The sequence below is a fragment of the Blautia sp. AM28-27 genome, assembly GCF_003480905.1.
Lineage (GTDB): Bacteria > Bacillota > Clostridia > Lachnospirales > Lachnospiraceae > Fusicatenibacter > Fusicatenibacter saccharivorans.
Genome location: NZ_QUJK01000001.1, coordinates 218376 through 235841, shown reverse-complemented (window position 1 = coordinate 235841; position 17466 = coordinate 218376). Strand labels below are relative to the sequence as shown.

The 17466-nt window shown below is 39.7% G+C and carries 15 protein-coding genes and 3 pseudogenes; all 18 read right to left on the bottom strand.

Going from position 1 to position 17466, the window contains the following annotated elements:
• Positions 1-15: 15 nt before the first annotated feature.
• Positions 16-408, bottom strand: a complete 393-nt coding sequence (locus DW743_RS01075) for a VOC family protein (protein ID WP_117760520.1) — start codon at positions 406-408, stop codon at positions 16-18.
• 9 nt (positions 409-417) lie between these two features.
• Entirely contained in the window at positions 418-1446 is a 1029-nt protein-coding gene (locus tag DW743_RS01070; RefSeq protein ID WP_055268459.1) for a zinc-dependent alcohol dehydrogenase, read from the bottom strand.
• Between the two features lie 397 nt (positions 1447-1843).
• Positions 1844-2965 carry an ROK family transcriptional regulator gene (locus tag DW743_RS01065; protein ID WP_330423520.1) on the bottom strand — a complete coding sequence of 374 codons (1122 nt, stop codon included), beginning with the start codon at positions 2963-2965 and terminating at the stop codon, positions 1844-1846.
• A 129-nt stretch (positions 2966-3094) separates the two neighbouring features.
• Positions 3095-3193: pseudogene (locus DW743_RS18690) on the bottom strand (TnpV protein); the annotation flags it as partial.
• Between the two features lie 348 nt (positions 3194-3541).
• Positions 3542-5986 (bottom strand): ABC transporter permease, encoded by a 2445-nt coding sequence (locus tag DW743_RS01055; protein WP_117760521.1) that lies wholly within the window; start codon positions 5984-5986, stop codon positions 3542-3544.
• Positions 5983-6657, bottom strand: coding sequence for an ABC transporter ATP-binding protein (locus DW743_RS01050; protein WP_006426335.1), 675 nt, complete (start codon positions 6655-6657; stop codon positions 5983-5985). The genes DW743_RS01055 and DW743_RS01050 overlap by 4 nt, the downstream gene beginning before the upstream one ends.
• A gap of 177 nt (positions 6658-6834) precedes the next feature.
• Complete coding sequence (locus DW743_RS01045; RefSeq protein ID WP_117760522.1) at positions 6835-8100, bottom strand: sensor histidine kinase; 1266 nt, start codon at positions 8098-8100, stop codon at positions 6835-6837.
• Positions 8076-8765 (bottom strand): response regulator transcription factor, encoded by a 690-nt coding sequence (locus DW743_RS01040; RefSeq protein ID WP_055181289.1) that lies wholly within the window; start codon positions 8763-8765, stop codon positions 8076-8078. The genes DW743_RS01045 and DW743_RS01040 overlap by 25 nt, the downstream gene beginning before the upstream one ends.
• Before the next feature lie 20 nt (positions 8766-8785).
• Positions 8786-9235 (bottom strand): annotated as a pseudogene (locus tag DW743_RS01035) (hypothetical protein); the annotation flags it as partial.
• 323 nt (positions 9236-9558) lie between these two features.
• The gene (locus DW743_RS01030) at positions 9559-10605 is read right to left on the bottom strand and encodes a virulence RhuM family protein (RefSeq protein ID WP_117760523.1); all 1047 of its coding nucleotides are present in this window, start codon (positions 10603-10605) and stop codon (positions 9559-9561) included.
• A 285-nt stretch (positions 10606-10890) separates the two neighbouring features.
• Complete coding sequence (locus DW743_RS01020) at positions 10891-12540, bottom strand: SMEK domain-containing protein (RefSeq protein WP_117760524.1); 1650 nt, start codon at positions 12538-12540, stop codon at positions 10891-10893.
• 134 nt (positions 12541-12674) lie between these two features.
• Positions 12675-13151, bottom strand: coding sequence for a hypothetical protein (locus DW743_RS18245; RefSeq protein ID WP_243004531.1), 477 nt, complete (start codon positions 13149-13151; stop codon positions 12675-12677).
• A gap of 4 nt (positions 13152-13155) precedes the next feature.
• Positions 13156-13326, bottom strand: a complete 171-nt coding sequence (locus tag DW743_RS18240) for a hypothetical protein (RefSeq protein ID WP_243004532.1) — start codon at positions 13324-13326, stop codon at positions 13156-13158.
• Positions 13327-13530: 204 nt separating this feature from the next.
• Positions 13531-13824: pseudogene (locus tag DW743_RS18855) on the bottom strand (DUF6075 family protein); the annotation flags it as partial.
• Positions 13825-13837: 13 nt separating this feature from the next.
• Positions 13838-14734, bottom strand: a complete 897-nt coding sequence (locus DW743_RS01000) for a DUF3991 domain-containing protein (protein ID WP_243004533.1) — start codon at positions 14732-14734, stop codon at positions 13838-13840.
• A 64-nt stretch (positions 14735-14798) separates the two neighbouring features.
• Positions 14799-16415: an IS66 family transposase gene (gene tnpC, locus DW743_RS00995; RefSeq protein WP_117760525.1), complete on the bottom strand. Its 1617-nt coding sequence runs from the start codon at positions 16413-16415 to the stop codon at positions 14799-14801.
• Between the two features lie 142 nt (positions 16416-16557).
• On the bottom strand, positions 16558-16899 hold the full coding sequence (gene tnpB / locus DW743_RS00990) for an IS66 family insertion sequence element accessory protein TnpB (RefSeq protein WP_055228707.1): 342 nt from the start codon (positions 16897-16899) through the stop codon (positions 16558-16560).
• A complete protein-coding gene (gene tnpA, locus DW743_RS00985) occupies positions 16893-17303 on the bottom strand; it encodes an IS66 family insertion sequence element accessory protein TnpA (protein WP_243004534.1) in 411 nt (136 codons plus the stop codon). The genes tnpB and tnpA overlap by 7 nt, the downstream gene beginning before the upstream one ends.
• Positions 17304-17466: the final 163 nt, after the last annotated feature.

Genomic DNA, 17466 nt, shown 5'->3' with positions numbered 1-17466 from the left:
TCTCTCCTATTTTTATCAGAGTTTCTGACAGAACTCTATTCTTTCCTCATTTGGTCCCTTAATCATAAAATACTTCACACCATTTTCCCAAAATGGTAGTTCTTCGATTCCGTCTGTAATAATTGTGTATTTTTCATTGCAGATTTTCTGATACATACTTTCAATGTCTTCCACATCAAGTGCAACATGTTGGTATGCACCGTCTGACATTGCCGCCTGCCCATTTTCAAAAGTCTCTATACAATAATTTTTTATCTGTAAAAATGCCACTTTTTCCCCTGCTTTTTCATTATAAGACTGCATAATCACTTCAAATCCAAGACTCTTATAAAACTCAACTGTTTTCTGTAAATCGTTTGTCGGAAGCCCGACATGGGCAACTCCGACAATTCCATATTTATTTTCCATACGAACTCCTTACTTTTCACTGACGTTGATAATTACTTTCATCGTTGTCTCGCGGTTATCATCAATATACTGGTATGCCTTCAGATAATCTTTAAAAGCAAATGTCTTTGAGATGAGCGGTTTCAAATGAACTTTGCCCTCATTTACCAGTCTGATTCCATCTATGTAATCATCATGGCGGTACATCATCGTGCTCTTAATGTCAAGTTCGTGGTCATTTGCCACTGCAAGATCTACTTCTGCCATTCCTGCAAAAACAGCCACCAGTACGATCGTGCTTCCTTTTCTTGCATATTTAATTGCCTGTCCCATTGTGATATTGTTTCCGGCACAGTCGTAGATCACATCCGCCTTGTCCGGTCCAAATGCTTCGATCATCGCCTCACCGAAGTCTTTATTTTTGGTATTCACACACACATCAATTCCACATTCTTTTGCCTTCGCAAGTCTAAGATCACTGATATCTGTGATCATCACTTTCGCTGCTCCCATTCCTTTTGCTGTCTGTGCCACGAGATTTCCGATCGGTCCTGCTCCAAGGACTGCAATATTCATGCCAGCCACATCGCCCATCTGTTTTACACCATGAACTGCCACAGCAAGAGGTTCGATCATAGCTCCTTCTTCATAGGACATATCTTCCGGAATAGGTGTTACTTTAGATGCATCCACTGCAAAATACTCAGATGCTGTTCCTGTCGTCTGAAATCCCATTACTTTTAATTCCTCACAGAGATTATACTTTCCATGACGACATGGATAGCAATGTCCACAATATACCTGCGGCTCTATCGTCACCTTCTGTCCCACATGAAACTCGGTGATATTTTTTCCAAGTTCTGTAATCTCACCAGAAACCTCATGTCCCTGTGTTACCGGATATTTTGTAAACGGATGTTTTCCATGATAAACATGAATATCTGATCCACAAACACCAATATTCATAATCTTTACCAACACCTGATTTTCCTTTACCTCCGGAACCGGAATCTCTCTGAAAATAATTTCTCCTGGATTTGTCATTACCTGCTGTAACATAGTTGTTTCCTCCTTTTTTATATTGTTATGCGTTTTATAAAACGTTTTATTAAAGTAATTATATTATTGTCCTATAAACACAATTTGTCAATATGTTTTTTCATATTTTTATATATTTCATAATTTCAAAATATATTTTTTGTATATTTTTCACAATTAATATGCAAAAAAACGGAAAGGAAACCGTAGTTACTGTTTTCTTTCCGTTTTTTTACTATAATATCTTTTTCTAATTTTACACAACTTCTCGTTTTTCACACATATAAATCGGACATCGCATTCGCTTTGCAACTTGTCAGTGGGAGTTTTTAACTCCAACAGACTAAACATCCCCTTACCCAACGCTTAATTCCCTACGCACCAGATGCGGTGGACTGCTTATCTGCATTCAAAAAAATTACAATTCTACCATATGTTTTGTAAAAAAGTATTTCGCGGCTCCAACAGCCGACGCTTCTTTCTTATACGAACAATTTTTCAAGTATGAAACATCATGCTCAAAGCCATTATATGCCATCACTTTTTCTCCCAGTGGTATCATATAATCTGACAATACGCCTCCCACATCACCTCCTAGTATGATGTCCATATCATATGCCATCCGCAGATTTGATATCAAAACAGCAAGATGATCCAAATACTCATTCCATGTCTGCAAATTTTTTTCATCACCACTTTCAATTTTTTCCATAAATGCATCCAGTGACTGCCTGTTATCTTGTGTCAGTACACTTGCTGCACAATATGCATCTGCACATCCTGATTTACCACAATAACACTTTCTTCCACCGGGAACGAGTATCATGTGACCAAACTCCCCTGCTTTCTGGTTCTGCCCTCGAAACAGCTTTCCATCTATGCAGAATGCACCTCCTAAGGTGTGGTTCAAAGACAGATATATCGCATTTGGATACTTTTGCTTTTTTTCTGCAAGCATTGCAGCATTAGCATCGTTTTCAAAATATACTGGAATTTCCAACGCCTGCTCTAAAAAGCGCAGACTATAATTCTCTATACCTAAAGCATGGGATTTTAAAACGATCCGTTCTTTCTGATCAATAATTCCTGGAATCGCCACTCCAATCCCAAGTAGCGTGTCCTTCGCTAATTCGCCTTCAAGAAAATTTTTGACCTTTTGTGCCACCTCTGTACAATAGAATAATTCTGCCGTAAATTTTAAACGGATGCGATCTTTTTTTATAATCTCATCTCCAAGATTTACTAATACCATTTCTATATGATTCGCTGTAATCAAAATTCCCATTGCATGACAGTATGACTTATTAATCCCTATACTTTTTGCCTTTCGTCCACCGGTCGAAGCATATTCCCCAGTTTCTTCCAACACCATTTTTTCTAATAAGTCATTCACATTTGCTAACACAGTCGGCATACTCAAGTTTAACTCTTTTGCGATTTCCGCCTTGGATGTAACATGCTTGTTTAGCACATAATTAATTATTTTTTTTCTTGTTGTATTTTTTTTATCTTTATTTTCCGTTTTCTTACCCTCTTTTATTAAATATATTATAAAAGAATTATATGCTTTTTTATTCTTCTTGTAAAGTAATGTTTTATAATAAATCTCCGACAGAATTTATCTTATAAACAGCCAAAAGCTCCCGAAGGAGTTTTCCACGCTTTAGATCTACACCAATTCTTTTAGCACAAGTTCTTCTGCCATATTACGAATACCATTTACCAATCTGACCCATTCCATCTGATCACGAGCTTTCAACTCAGCACTGGTTGCATCCAACTTCTAAATCTAAGTCGATCTCTATCGTGTCATCTGGCTTTTGTTGGGACAAAAGAACTACCGTCTCACAGAACATATTTTATCGCAAGGCTTTTAAAAATGGAATAGATTTTACCAAACGACAGTTTTCAAAAAAACTTATAAGGGATTTTCCCCTTGAACCCATCATTTATGATATATGGTGGCGCTTTTCGCCCCCAAATAGTGAAAGTGGGGGCACTTTCTGCCCCCACTCAGGAAATGTTGCTAAAATACTGTTTAGATTTATCATACATACAAAATGGAAGTTATCTATTTCTCCTCTTCGTTAAGACCTAGTTCATTACATATTACTTGCTATCCCTGATACCTTATTCTTTCTACCAGCGTTTCCTTTTTCAGATTACTGCTTAAAACGCAGGAAAGTACAATCTGCAACAGACCGACCAAAAAAATCATAATAAAAATTGGTACGATTGGAACATGATAGATATTCATTCCAAATATTCCATTATGTTTTGCATAGAAAAAAAGTGCATAGCCGAGCGGCAGACCAATGATCAAAGCTACGCATATGGTCCCAACCGTAAACATCAGTCCCTGTAACTGCAGGCATAAATTTAATTGTTTATTTGTCATACCCACAGCCTGTAATATACCATATTCCTGCTTTTTTGTCGTAATATTCATGATCATGGTATTCGCCATATTCATAAACCCGATGAGTCCTACAATAGCCATAAACAGATAACAGCCAAGCTTCATCATGCTGCTTGCAAATTCGGCAGATTGTAACTGCGCATGATAAGTATCCATTTTTATATGCGAAGTATTAGAAATCAAAGTATTCAGACTTTGTTCTACAGATGCCACATCTTTTTTATCACAGTCCACCCACAGATAGCCATAGGCTGTTCCTCTCGGATTCATGGAACGGTATACACCTTCCGGAATGACAAGATAAGTGTCCGCGCTTACAAAGGATCCTGCAATCTTTCCCTGATAGGTATAGGTTTCACTTCCATTCTCAAAGTCAAATGCAATGGATTCACCCGGAGCATATCCATCTTGTTCCATCCACGTTGACCAGCCAAAGAAAATTTCACCATTCTTTACCGCCTGATCATAGTCCATAGAGCCAATGTCCCCGTCTTGGCGCATAAAATCAAAATCATTTTTACTCACAATATCAGCCGGAAATCTTGTTCCGTTCAGATTTACAGAGACAATCTCTCTCGTCATGACATCTGTTACTCCCGGAATGCTTTTGATTTCTTCAATCAGCGAATCATTCAATGGATCATCCGTCAGAATCGTATCCAGGTTATTCTCCGGATATCTTTCATCATACTCAGCAGAATAGTCAAGCTGCAGTTCAAATTGTCCATGATTAACGGAAAGACGTGCTTCATGCTCCGTGTCAATATTTCCCACATAATTAGAGATAATCACAAACAATACGCAAGAAAAACCCATTGTGAGGATAGTACCAATAGTTCTTTTGGGATTACCCGTTACATTTGCCATTGCCATAGAAAACACGGTGACATTTTTTCTGCCATTTCGTTTTCCTTTTTTGTGTGTTTCTGCATTTTCTAAATACCGTGTTGCTTCGATAGGTGAAATCCGTGAAACAATTTTCATTGGTTTACGCAGTGCCAAAGCAACGGTAAGAAATGATACGAAAATACAGAGAAGCATAACAGGCAGGGAAAACAGAGGCACCTGCTGATTTTGAACTCCCATAGAGCCAGTTCCGGTTGATACAAGGTTTCCCTGTTCTACCAGCCAGTTAAAACCGCATTTTGCAATCAGAAAACCAAGAATCAATCCAACTGGTATGGAAAAAATGGTCAAAAAAATGCCCTCTCTGAAGATCAGTTGTTTCATCTGCTTTTTTGTCGCTCCCAGAGCCTTGATTTTTCCATACTCCTGTATCTTGTTGACAATACCGACCTGAAAAATATTATAAATGACCACAACAGAGAAAAGTACAATTGCAAGAATCAGAATTCCACATACCGCAATCGTTTCATAACTCGGCTGCAAGACCCATTGCAAATAGAGATCATTGACTATAACGTTTTTTTCTTCGATTCCACAAGTTGCTGCAATCTGCTTTATAACCGGTTCAATATTATTCATAGATACATTTGCAGAATCGTTTAACGTAAAATAGATATTATACTGTCTGTCATTCTCTGCGACGTGCTCATCATAAAACTCCTGTGACCCGAAAGCAACATAAGATGCCTCGATGGTATACTCATCCCGATCATATAGGATTCCGCTGACAACAAACTCTTCCGGCTTATATTCTGACCGCATCCCTACACGGTAATCCAGTGTAACCGTATCTCCGACCTTTACATCATCATATCCCATTGCACGAAAAAAAGCTCTTCCGGCGGCAATTTCCTGCATTTTTTCCGGATACTTTCCTTCCTTTAACTCATATTCCTTATTATAGGGAAGCATTTTTCTTGCAGTCTCATCCATGCAGACAAACCCGCCATTTTCATTTCCTTTCAGGATGCCCTCCGTACACATGATGCCGATATCAGATATCTCAGCTCTGCGTTCCACTTCTTTTAATTGCGTACCATCTGCTGCGACAAACAGACCATAATTGCTTCCATATGAGCCTGCCGCCTGACTTTTCTGCAAACGTATCATTCCATTTCCCACAGTACTGATAATCACAAGCAGCATCGTAGTCAGACATATGGACATCATAATCAGTATACTTCTTGTCTTGTTCTTTTTGTCATTGCTATATGCAATCCTGCTTATTGTCTTCATCTGAAATCCACCACCTGTCCGTCCTCAATCACCAGAATACGGTCAGCGACCTGTGCAATTTCGTCATCATGGGTAATCATTACAATTGTCTGTCCATATTTTTTTGCTGTCATCTTAAGCAGAGCGATTACCTCATCACTGGTCTTAGAATCAAGATTTCCTGTCGGCTCATCTGCAAATATAATTTCCGGACGATTCACCAGTGCTCTTGCAATTGCTACTCTCTGCTGCTGTCCTCCGGATAACTGATTTGGCAGATTATAAATCCGGTTTTCAATCCCCAGAGTTGCAATAATATCATTTACATACGCTTCATCCACTTTTCTTCCATCCAGCCCCAGTGGCAGTACAATATTTTCCCAGACATTAACAGATGAAACCAGATTAAATGCCTGAAAAACAAATCCGATTTTTCTTCTGCGGAAAACAGCAAGGGCATCTTCCTTCATCCTGTATAAATCTTTCCCTGCTAAAGTAACACTGCCTTTTGTAGGGGTGTCTAGCCCTCCAAGCATATGAAGTAATGTACTTTTACCGGAACCTGACTTTCCAACAATTGCGACAAATTCTCCCTGCTCAATCTGAATGTCCACCTGATTGACCGCTTTGACCTGATTCTCACCTGCGCCATAAAACTTACAAAGCTGCTTGGTTTCTAATATCACACTCAATGTGCTACCTCCTTTTCAATTCTGTAAAACGTACCTTTTCAACACGCTTTCTTTGCCTGTTTATATATTTGGTCATTTTTCAACCTACATCCAAATTGTATCAGGATAATCTTTCATTTCACTTTCAAAAACGAGCAGAAGTCTTACAGAATTGTAAGATTTCTGCTCATTTAAAATTTAACTAACATATGGTAATTGAATCACAAACGTGCTTCCTTTTTTCTTTTTACCGGAGGTTACCGTAATCATACCTGCGTGCTTTTCGATAATTTCTCTCGATAGAAAAAGTCCGATTCCTGTACCACTCTTTTCCATGACCTCCCTGGAACTTCCTCTGTAAAATCGTTGAAAAATTTTGTGATACTCATTCTGCGGAATACCAATTCCCTGATCCTCAATTTCCATTCTTACAAGATCGTTTCTTTTTTGTAACCGGATAAATATTTTTGAACCACCCGGACTGTACTTGACCGCATTATCCAGAACGTTGATCACAGCTTCGCCAAGCCACCTTTTATCCTGCATAATCGTGCATGTTTCCAGCTCTTTTTCATAGTCAAAAACGAATTCAATTTCTTTCTCATCCGCTTTTGGATATGTACGATTCACAGCAGATATGACAGTATCTATAAGTGGAAGTTTTTTCTTATTCATCTGAATCAGTCCAGTTTCCATCTTGGATATTTCAAGAAGCGACTGCAATAATGTCTCCAGTCCATCCAGAGCACTCCGACAACGAATACGAAACTCCTCCTGTTCTGTGACACTTAAGTCATTCTGCATCAGCACACTAAAACATATATCCAAAGCTGCAACCGGTGTCTTTAACTGGTGAGAGATATCAGAAACCATTTCTTTCGTGCTCTCTTTTTCTTCCCGTGCTTCTTCCTTTAGCAACTGAATATGATGTCCGATTGCTTCAAGCTGGTCATTCAATTTTTCCAGTTCAGCGTGATTTTCCGTTTTCAGTAAATCATTAAATTTATTTTCACGGAATCTGATCAGAATTTCTTCTAACTGGTCTAAAATTTTCTGATGACACGCATCTTCTGTCTTCTTCCAATAAAATAAAATAATCAAAAGAAGCACGCATATCACAGTGCTTACAGCACCGGTCACCATAACCTGATGCCGGAATTGCGAATAAAACACATTCCCTTTATTTCCCCAGTATCCATATTGCTCCAATAATCGCCTTCCCTGTTCGTTAGTTTCAATATCCTTATCCTTAAGCAATTCCGAAACAGCATCCAGCCCGGAAAATTCTTCCTTTGCAGCAATCTCTGTCATAAGATTCATTTTATATTTGTAATCTTCATAAAACACATACGTGGTAAAGCAATTTAATATTGCAAACAATACTATGACAGGTAATACCAAGGAGAGCACTACTGTAATCTTCTTGCGATATCTCTTTGTCACTGCCTTACCTCCTGATTCCATATATACCCAAGACCTCTGATATTCTTGATATAGACCGGTGCAGCCGGATTGTCTTCGATTTTCTCACGGAGTCTTCTGATATTGACAGCGATTGTATTTTCATCCACAAAATCCCCTTCCAGATCAAACACATTTTCCAATATTTGTGTTTTTGAAAGAATCTGTTTCGGATTCTGAAGAAAAAAAGTCAGCATTTTCAACTCCGTTTTTGTCAGACTGATTTCACGACTCTTTATCAGGACTTTCATTTCTCCTGCGATAAATACGATATCTCCCGAAATCATCTTTCCGGCTTCCGTTTTCTCCTGTCTGCGGCGGAAATGTGCTTCTATTTTCAAAAGAAGTACCGAAAGACTAAACGGCTTTGTAATATAATCATCTGCCCCTGCTTCATATCCCATGACCTGATCCATCTCCTGATCTAGTGCTGTAAGACAAATAATGTATGTATTATAATTGCATCTCATCCACCTTACAAATTCCAGTCCATTCCCATCCGGAAGATTCACATCACAAATGGTAACATCCACATTATGATCACTTGCAATTCTTTTCGCTTTTTTCACTGATTCTGCTGAAAAAACCTCATATCCGGATTTTTTCAGTGAAAATGTAATTCCACGATTTAAATTTTCATCATCTTCAACCACGAGTATACCTGGCATAGCATCTGCACCTCTCTTTATTAACTATTCATCTTAAAATGCTTCAATGCCTCCACAATTGCACTCTCTTTATCTTCTGGACACTGCGGTTGCCTGCTATCTTCATTTTTAGGTAAATTAGGACTTGGAACAAGTTCCAAGTCTGTCGCGGCAGTCGTCGAATTGCCCTGCAAGCAGTCCATTCTCCTCGTTGCAACGCGCAAATTCTTTCCAACCTCAATTCCGCATTTTCTCTTTACCTGTGAGATATACAGATTGGAAACCTTCATGCCGGCATTATGTTCAGCCACATACTTCTTTATCTCATCATATGTAGCCTTAGTCTCTGCAGATGTTATATCCACATTATCAAGTTCAATCGTGACATTAATGTAATCATCCGGCTTTTGTTTCAGTTGGGACAAAAGAACAACCGTCTCGACATGGCACGATACGTCCAGATTGATGTCAGTTTTCGGGAACCGATCCAGACTAATATAGAGTGTTACAAAATATCTCCGTTTGTTTGCGGAAACATATCAACAAATTCTGTAGAAAAAAAGTATTAATACAACTCGCTATCCATATCACAGTCTGAACCTCGCCTGTTCACGGAAAAAGTTCAACTTTTTTATTCGTTTCTACTATTATAGTGATTCCAACATAAAAGTCAAATTTTGCGTGAAACCGCCATCGCCTCAACCTTGTCCGTTCTTCCTACAAAGAACAGGTCAACAGCTATTTTTCGCCACGACTAATACCCCAACTCCCATGCACTCGATCTTGGCAAGTTGAAATTTTAATGGCGATGCTGCTACTTCTTCGCATTCTCTTCCAATTCCAGCATGTACTTATCAAAATCAGATATAAATAATCTGTCCTGAATAACACGATATTTTTCAAATTCAGTCTCGGCTTTAGCCTTGGCGATCTCTTCCGTAATTTTTCCTGCATCCTGAAGAACCTCTCTGTCATCAGCCATCAGGAATAGATCCAGTCGCTTTGACCAATCCTCCATCGTCATTGGAATATGACGTTCTGCACGGTCCTCTGCTAAATCCAGATAAGCAGATACAATACGCTCCAGTGAACGCATTTCCTGCTCACTCAAATAATTCTTCGCAACGCTCACATCACTTTTTACTATCTTACCTTCCAGCGTTGCTGCCCACGTGGTCAGCCCCATATGTGGCTTATCAGCATCTGCTCGCTCGTAAATCAACTCTGCTGCCGTATGACCGTGAACTGCATAATGCATCTTGTTCTGCACTTTTGCAAAGAACTGCTTTGTCGTTTTTGCTGTGCGGTCATAATCAAGAGCTGTTGCATAAATGTCCGTTATCTTTTGATAGAATCTACGCTCAGACAAACGAATCTCACGAATCTGCTCAAGCAGGCGGTCAAAATATTCTGTTGTGAGAACTGAACCACCATTTTTCAGACGCTCGTCATCAATAACCCAGCCTTTGATGGTGTAGTCCTTTACGATGCCATTTGCCCACTTACGAAATTGCACCGCTCGCTCATTGTTTACCTTGAATCCAACAGCAATAATCATTTGAAGATTATAATGTTTCGTATCACGAGTGACCTGGCGTGAACCTTCGGTTTGAACTATCCGGAATTTCCGGATAGTTGCTTCTTCCTCAAGTTCTGAGTCGGAATAAATCTTCTTAATATGCTCATTGATTGTACGAACATCCACATCATACAGTGTGGCCATCATCCTCTGTGCCAGCCATATATTCTCATCCTCATAGCGCATTTCAATACTGTCTTGCTGATCACCGATAGATGCAACATAAGTCAGATATTCCGCTGCGCTGGAACGAATGGATATTTCATCTTTTTTCTTTTTCAAATAAGAGGCCTCCTTCTGGTTATTTCTCATCCATATTAAAACGTCTTTACTATAACAGTTATATCGATTGAATCATAATCTTTAATACATTAAAATGCTCAAAAAAGATTTTTCATCAAGTTTTTCTCAAAATAAAATTTCATTTTAATGTCTTATCATTCAATAATAACTCACTAATTGTTCAAAAGATACTACTATGCCTATCTGTTTTAATAATTCCCTTCTTTGAACATACAACTCATACCTGCCTTAACGCTGTTACTTCCCTATAAACCACTTGTATGATTAAATTATCGCATAATAATCGCAATACCCACGAACTCCATCTTCCCAACATTGTTTTAATGATTTTACTGACTGTTTAATATATTCATGATCAGAAGCTGCACGAGGTCCAGTGTATCCATTTCCTGCGTCCCAACTTTCCCATCTAAATTTTACATCCTCAATCTCTTCTGCTCCTGTTATTGTTGAAATATATACATCTCCAGACCAGCCAACTCTTAATTGATGTGATATACAATCATTTGCATTAGCAATCATATCTTTATATATTGATTCTGTGATATCCTTAATATTTACTATTTTACATTCCTTATAATTAAAACAATTATTCAATTCTATTTCTGATATATCTCCTTTTGAGAAAAAAACAGGCATAAAATGTGATGGTAAGTCATTTTTAAACGAAACCGTATATAAATAACACTGATCCCTATCAGAAGATACCTTTCTCAGTATATCTCCCCTTGAGCTTATTAACGTAAGTTCAATTTTTCCCCTTAATTGTTCGCTCAAAAATTCTATCGTCTGGGTTCTATTTTCAAAACTTCTTACCTTCGTACCTTCAGACTCTAATCTACTTATCAATTCATCATTATACTGACCTATGTCTTTCGAAAACGCAATTATGCATTTTTTACTATTCCTCATAATGCTACGCTCAACAATTTTCTGAAATTTAGTAACAGAAAATTGTTTATACAAGATATCCTGATCAATCTGTAAGGCAATAAGTCTATCAAACAAACTATCTCCATCAATTATAATATCTACTCCATTTTTCATTCCTAAAATATTATTAGAAACCAGTTCTGAAACTTCCTGTAAATTTTTTTCTATTAAGCTTCTATCTAATATTCGAATACATCTTGCTTCAATTTTCCATTCCCATTTTTGGTATCTCTTTACTATATTCCCTAGTTCTAAACCTTCTTCAAGAATTTCTTTACATACTAAATATGTATTTTCATCCAAATAAGAAAACACTTCATCTAATTTGCCTAATATATTTTCTATTTCATCCACATGATTATCTACTGTATAATGAGTTTGCTTTAATTGACTAGCCATTTCTAAAATCATGTGTACAACAGTTTTTAGTTCAAAAATATTCTTTTTAACTTCAAGCGAAATTATTGGTTTTGAATCTCCCACAGCAATTTCTCTTTGGATTACATTCCAAACCTGCTCCATATGAACTGCATCATAATGAGCACACCACTCACCTATGTCTAAAATATCCCAAATATTATTCTCTGAGCAATCTAATGTGCTATATTTTGAAAAATCAACGGCATAACTTTTTTGCTTTCTTCCTAAAATCAAAAAATATATTTCGTTAAACTCATTATCGACTTTATTGTCAACTATTGTATCTAATGAATCTATTATTTTCTTACTCGTTTTAGTAGATGTTATCTGAACACCAATATGTCTTTTTTTATCTCCCAAATCAATTCCAGGAAAACCATTTACATCTTCATTTAGGTTTACTAAATTCCACCCCATACACACATTCAATAAATCTTTAATAAAGTCTTCTGAAAATACATTATCATCTAATAAATTATTCTTTGCCTTTGTTTCTATTTCATCAATAAAAATTGACAATGCATGAACGATTTTATCATAAATATCCTTTTTTTTAATCATTTATCCATCCCTCCAATGCGAATCTATTTTCAATAGTATAGTAGAAAGTGCCATTAAACACCAAAACAATTATACCAAAATAAAAAGATATTTTTAATATATTTTTGATTTTTTGAATTCTCAAGGCTTAAAAATTATCGCAATACATATATTGTGTATAATTTTACCTCAACCTGTTCATTTTCTACCCATACATCATCCAGCAACAGACAATGTGCCAATACCTTTACATTCTCCATATCTATAAGCCGATTAACCACCTCATCCCCTTTGTTCGGTGCTTTGGCTGAACATACAGCAAAATCCCGCCTAGCTTCCCTGCAATACTTATATAATCCCAAAATATACTTGTTTGACATGATAAATCCAAACGCTTCATTCTTCTGATACGTCATTTTATGTTTATCCCATTCATCCTCTGGCAAAGAAAAGTAACATCTTGCCGTCTCGACATAGCAATCCCCTTGATAAGTCGGCTGTAACTTTTTCTCCTGCCACAGCATCTGCTGATAGATTTTCTCCCTGTCAAAAACACTTCTTGCCCTTGTAAAATCCGATGTTTTCCCTCTCATAAACGTATAGACATTATTGATTACGGTCTTGCCCGCCAATGCCTTATATCCCCCCCACTCTATGGAGATACTGCAATACCTCTGTCAATTTCTCTTTTGATGCGATCTCCTGATAACAGTCTGCATCCAGTTCAATCCGTTCAAATTGAAGCGGTGTACTGCCTTTCTTAATTTCCCGCTCCATAATCCGTTTCGTATCACGCATTGATTCCATCTTTTTTTCCTTTCCACTTCTGGACGTTGTGACCAGAAGTTATAAAGAGGGCAGATACAAAATCCACAATCTCATATCTGCCCTGCATTTCAGCAAATGAACTATCTCCTTGCATATTCCAGTATAATATTTATTATTTCTTTGATGATCGCAGCTATTTTTATGGCAAGGACAACCACACCAACGACTCCGCCTATAATGGCATGTGCCGTTGCAATACAGGTTTAATGCCATTCGCACCACCTTCATACTGCCACTGGTCTGCCAGCCTTCATGCAGACACTCAGTTTTTACACATCACGTCTTAAAATCATAGATGCTATCAACATTTCTTCTCGTATCATCGCTGATACCAAGGCAATAGCAAAGTGCCTTGTGGTACACATCCTGATAGCGTACCTCTTTTAATTTTTCATAGTAGAATTTTTCATGTGCTTCGCTGATAAAATTGATTGTCTGTTCCTTTTTGTTTTCTGCTCCTAACGCTGTGTTGTTCATAGTGAACCCCCTTTTAAATTGAATTGAAAAAGGCACTCCTAATGGAATGCCCTAATATAAAAAATAGGGACACTCTTTTGAAGTAAACCTCTTTGTATGTGCCGTCTTTATTTGTCCAAGCGTGTTTGTTCGTATACATTGAACTTCCACAAAGGGGACACTTTAATATCCCCGTCAAAAGGTGTGACCTATCCTTACCGATTTTGGATGGCTGTTTAATTCCTGTTGCCATACGCTTTGCGTGAACCTTTTGCCACAATTCCTCGCTGATAATTCCTTCATAAGTGGCATAGGACAGTAAATCAATGGCGGCTTCAAATAAATGCACGGTATCCGTCGGCTCTCTCGCCAGAAGTCGGAACGAATACCGCTTATCGCTGCCCGATGCGTCCTGCTTAAAAGTGCTACCGAGAGTGCTTCGCAGGGCAGCATATTTCGGTGTTCCACTTTCATCTTTGCCGATAAAAACAGCATTGTGATAATCGGCACTCTCATAAAGCGTACCGTCTGAGATACACTCCTGTATGAGCTGATAGTCAATACCACGCCCGAAAAGATACTGTATCACTCTGTTACAATCCTTATTTTTTGGCGGCAGGAGCAGAACTTTCGGTTTATCTTTCTTGGGAGCAGGGGGTGGCTTCCAGTCCGCCATCGTCTGTCCCGTGAGAATTTCCACGGCTTCCACAAAGTCATATTCCTTGACTTTGATAAGATAATCGAGGGCAGAATAGCCGCCGAAACCTCTCGACCACCAATACCATTTACCGTTGGAAATCTTTAAGCTGTCGTGTTCTGCGGTACAGTACACATTGCTTGTGCCTTTGACCTTAACAAGATTGCTCGGCTCAAACTCCCGCAGATAGGATAACAGGTCAATCTGCACATAGGGTTGCTTAGTAAGCGCCAAATAATAATGCGGTTAGATACAAGATTACTCCAGCCCTTTACGAGTTGGAGTAATTCACTATAATTCACATGCGATTTTTGATAGATTGGAGTTTTTCACTCCAAGGTGCCAGTTCCGCCAGCTGTTCATCGGTCATATTTTTACTCGGTCGGTTCTCCAGCAGAAATTTAAGATATCCGTAGATGTTCAGCCCATGTGCTTTGGCCATCTCAACCATTGTGTAGACTACTGCGCTGGCATTCGCTCCGTCCACGGAACTGCTGAACAGCCAGTTTTTTCGCCCCACTGCGAACGGACGGATCGCATTCTCACTGAGATTATTGGTAAAGCTGCACCGCCCGTCTTCCAGATAGGTTTCCGCTATATCACGCCGGTTGAGAACATAATTCACGGCTTTATCCAGCCGGGTATTCCGGACGGGCTTTTGCTGGTCAAGCCACGACCAGAAAGCCTCCAGAACAGGTTTTTCCTTCTCGAGACGCAGTTGTTTCCGCTTTTCATAATTACCGGGATACTTTTTGTTAATGGAGTCTTCCATGGCAAACAACCGATTGCAGTACTGGACTCCCTGTACTGCAGGCTGGCTGTAGTCATACTGCTTCCCTTTGGGAACAGCGTCGATAAAGTATCGGCGGATATGTGCCCAACAGGAGCAGCGCCTGATCCCAGGCAGACTGTTATAACCCTGATAGCCGTCCGTTTCCAGATATCCGCTGTAGCCTTCCAGAAACTCCTTTGCATGGCTGCCGCTCCTGGTCGGGGAATAGCCATACAGGATGATCTCCGCAAGTCCGTCCTCACCGCTTCGGAACAGCCACATGAATGACTGGGTCTGTGCCCTGCGTCCTTCCTCTTTCAATACCTGGACCCGCGTCTCATCTGCCATCGCAAAACTACGTTTCAGCAGCTCCCGATGAAAGTAATCGTACATTGGCTGAAAATAGTTCTTTGAACAGTAGATGATCCAGTTTGCAAGGGTCGTCCGGCTGATCTGCACCCCATACTGCTTCCAGTCCTTTTCCTGCCGGTAAAGTGGAAGCCCGTTGGCATACTTCTGGTACATAGTCCATGCAGCTGCAGATGCTGATGCAGGTCCTTTTCCAAGCAGAGCTGGCGGAACCTGAGACTTTACGATCACAGGCTTTTCTGTATCGCCGAGTCCTTCCTTGCAGGAGGGGCATCCATAGCTCTGGCTGTAGTATTCGATCACTTTACAGGTGGCAGGAATGAATTCCAGTTCCCGGCGGACATATTCCTCGCCGATCAGGACCATCTGCGTACCACATACCGGACAGATCTGATCCTCTTCCGGAAGTGGGACCACTACTTTTTCAACTTTCAGGCCTTTGAAGAGTTCCTCATGTGCTGCCTTCTTTTTACGGGTATGCTCCCGGATTACCGTTTCGCCTTCCAACAGGGATGGATCCTGTTCCACTTCTGCTTCATCGAAGAGATTCTGCTGTCCCGGAATATCATCAGATCTTCTCTCGCTGGAGGGACCAAAGAGTTTTTTTGTCAGATAATCTACCTGTTCCTGAAGAGCTTTCTCATGACTGGTTTTTTCGTCAATAATAAGACGGAGAGCTTTGATCAGTTCCGTCTGCTCCGCTATCATTGTTTTCCGTTGTGATACGGTATCTTTCAGCTCTCGAAGCTGGATATCTTTTGCACTGGAAGCCATCGTTTCTCTCCTCGGATTTGATTCCTTTATTATACCAGAAAGGGGGCTTTTACTAAAGGAAAACAACGCCTGAAAAATGCCGGATTTACAAGGGATTTCCGGATTTTTCTATGCAGGATTTCTGCCAGGATCCACGCGCTTTTTATTCTGCTTTGAGGGCTTTTGGCTGGTCAATATCAATCCCGGACATCAGCCAGTCAAACTCCCGCCAGGAAAGATTCCGGACCTCTGACTGCTTTCTGGGCCATTGATAACCGCCGCGGACAGACAATCGCTTATAGATCAGAACGAAGCCATCCGGTTCGCGGAACAAGGCTTTGATCCTGTCCCGTCTTCTTCCACAGAAAAGGAAGAGAGCACTGGACGACGGATCCATCTTAAGCTGGTCTTCGATAACGGTGCAGAGTCCGTCAATAGATTTCCTCATATCCGTGTAGCCACAGACAATGTAGATCTTCTCAAGTCCGGAAACATCACCTAACATGAAAATTCCTGAAGCATGCGAAAAGTCCTGGTGAGCAGAACAGGATCCGCATCATTGCTGATGCGGACTGTGATATCCTTCATAGAAACTTCAATCGTATGTGGATTGTCAAGGTTCGAATTTAGCATCTGCGATGCGGTATGCTGTTCCGGAATGTGATCCGGAACAATGTCAATGGGAACCACGTCCTGTTTGGGGCGTGGAACCTCAAGATGACCATAATTCGCCGCTTGGATCTGATCCGCTGCTGTTTTCCGACAACGGCTGACCCAGTTGTAAAAGGTGCTTACTGCAATGTCGTTTTCACGACACCAGTCAGCATCTGTCATGCCGCTCTGACGGCATTCATTGATAAGTCTGATCTGTTCCACCATCGGAACGCGGGTCTTGCGAGTACCTGCCATAACCTATCCTCCATAATTGTAGTGAAATAATCTAAGTATCTATCAGCTGCAATTATAGGGGAAATCTAAGGATTTGAAAATCCGCAGGAATACTTGGCGCTTACAGCTGAAGCGGAAACGCGTTCAGTTACATCCGGAAAGACTGATCAGCTCTTAGCGGAAT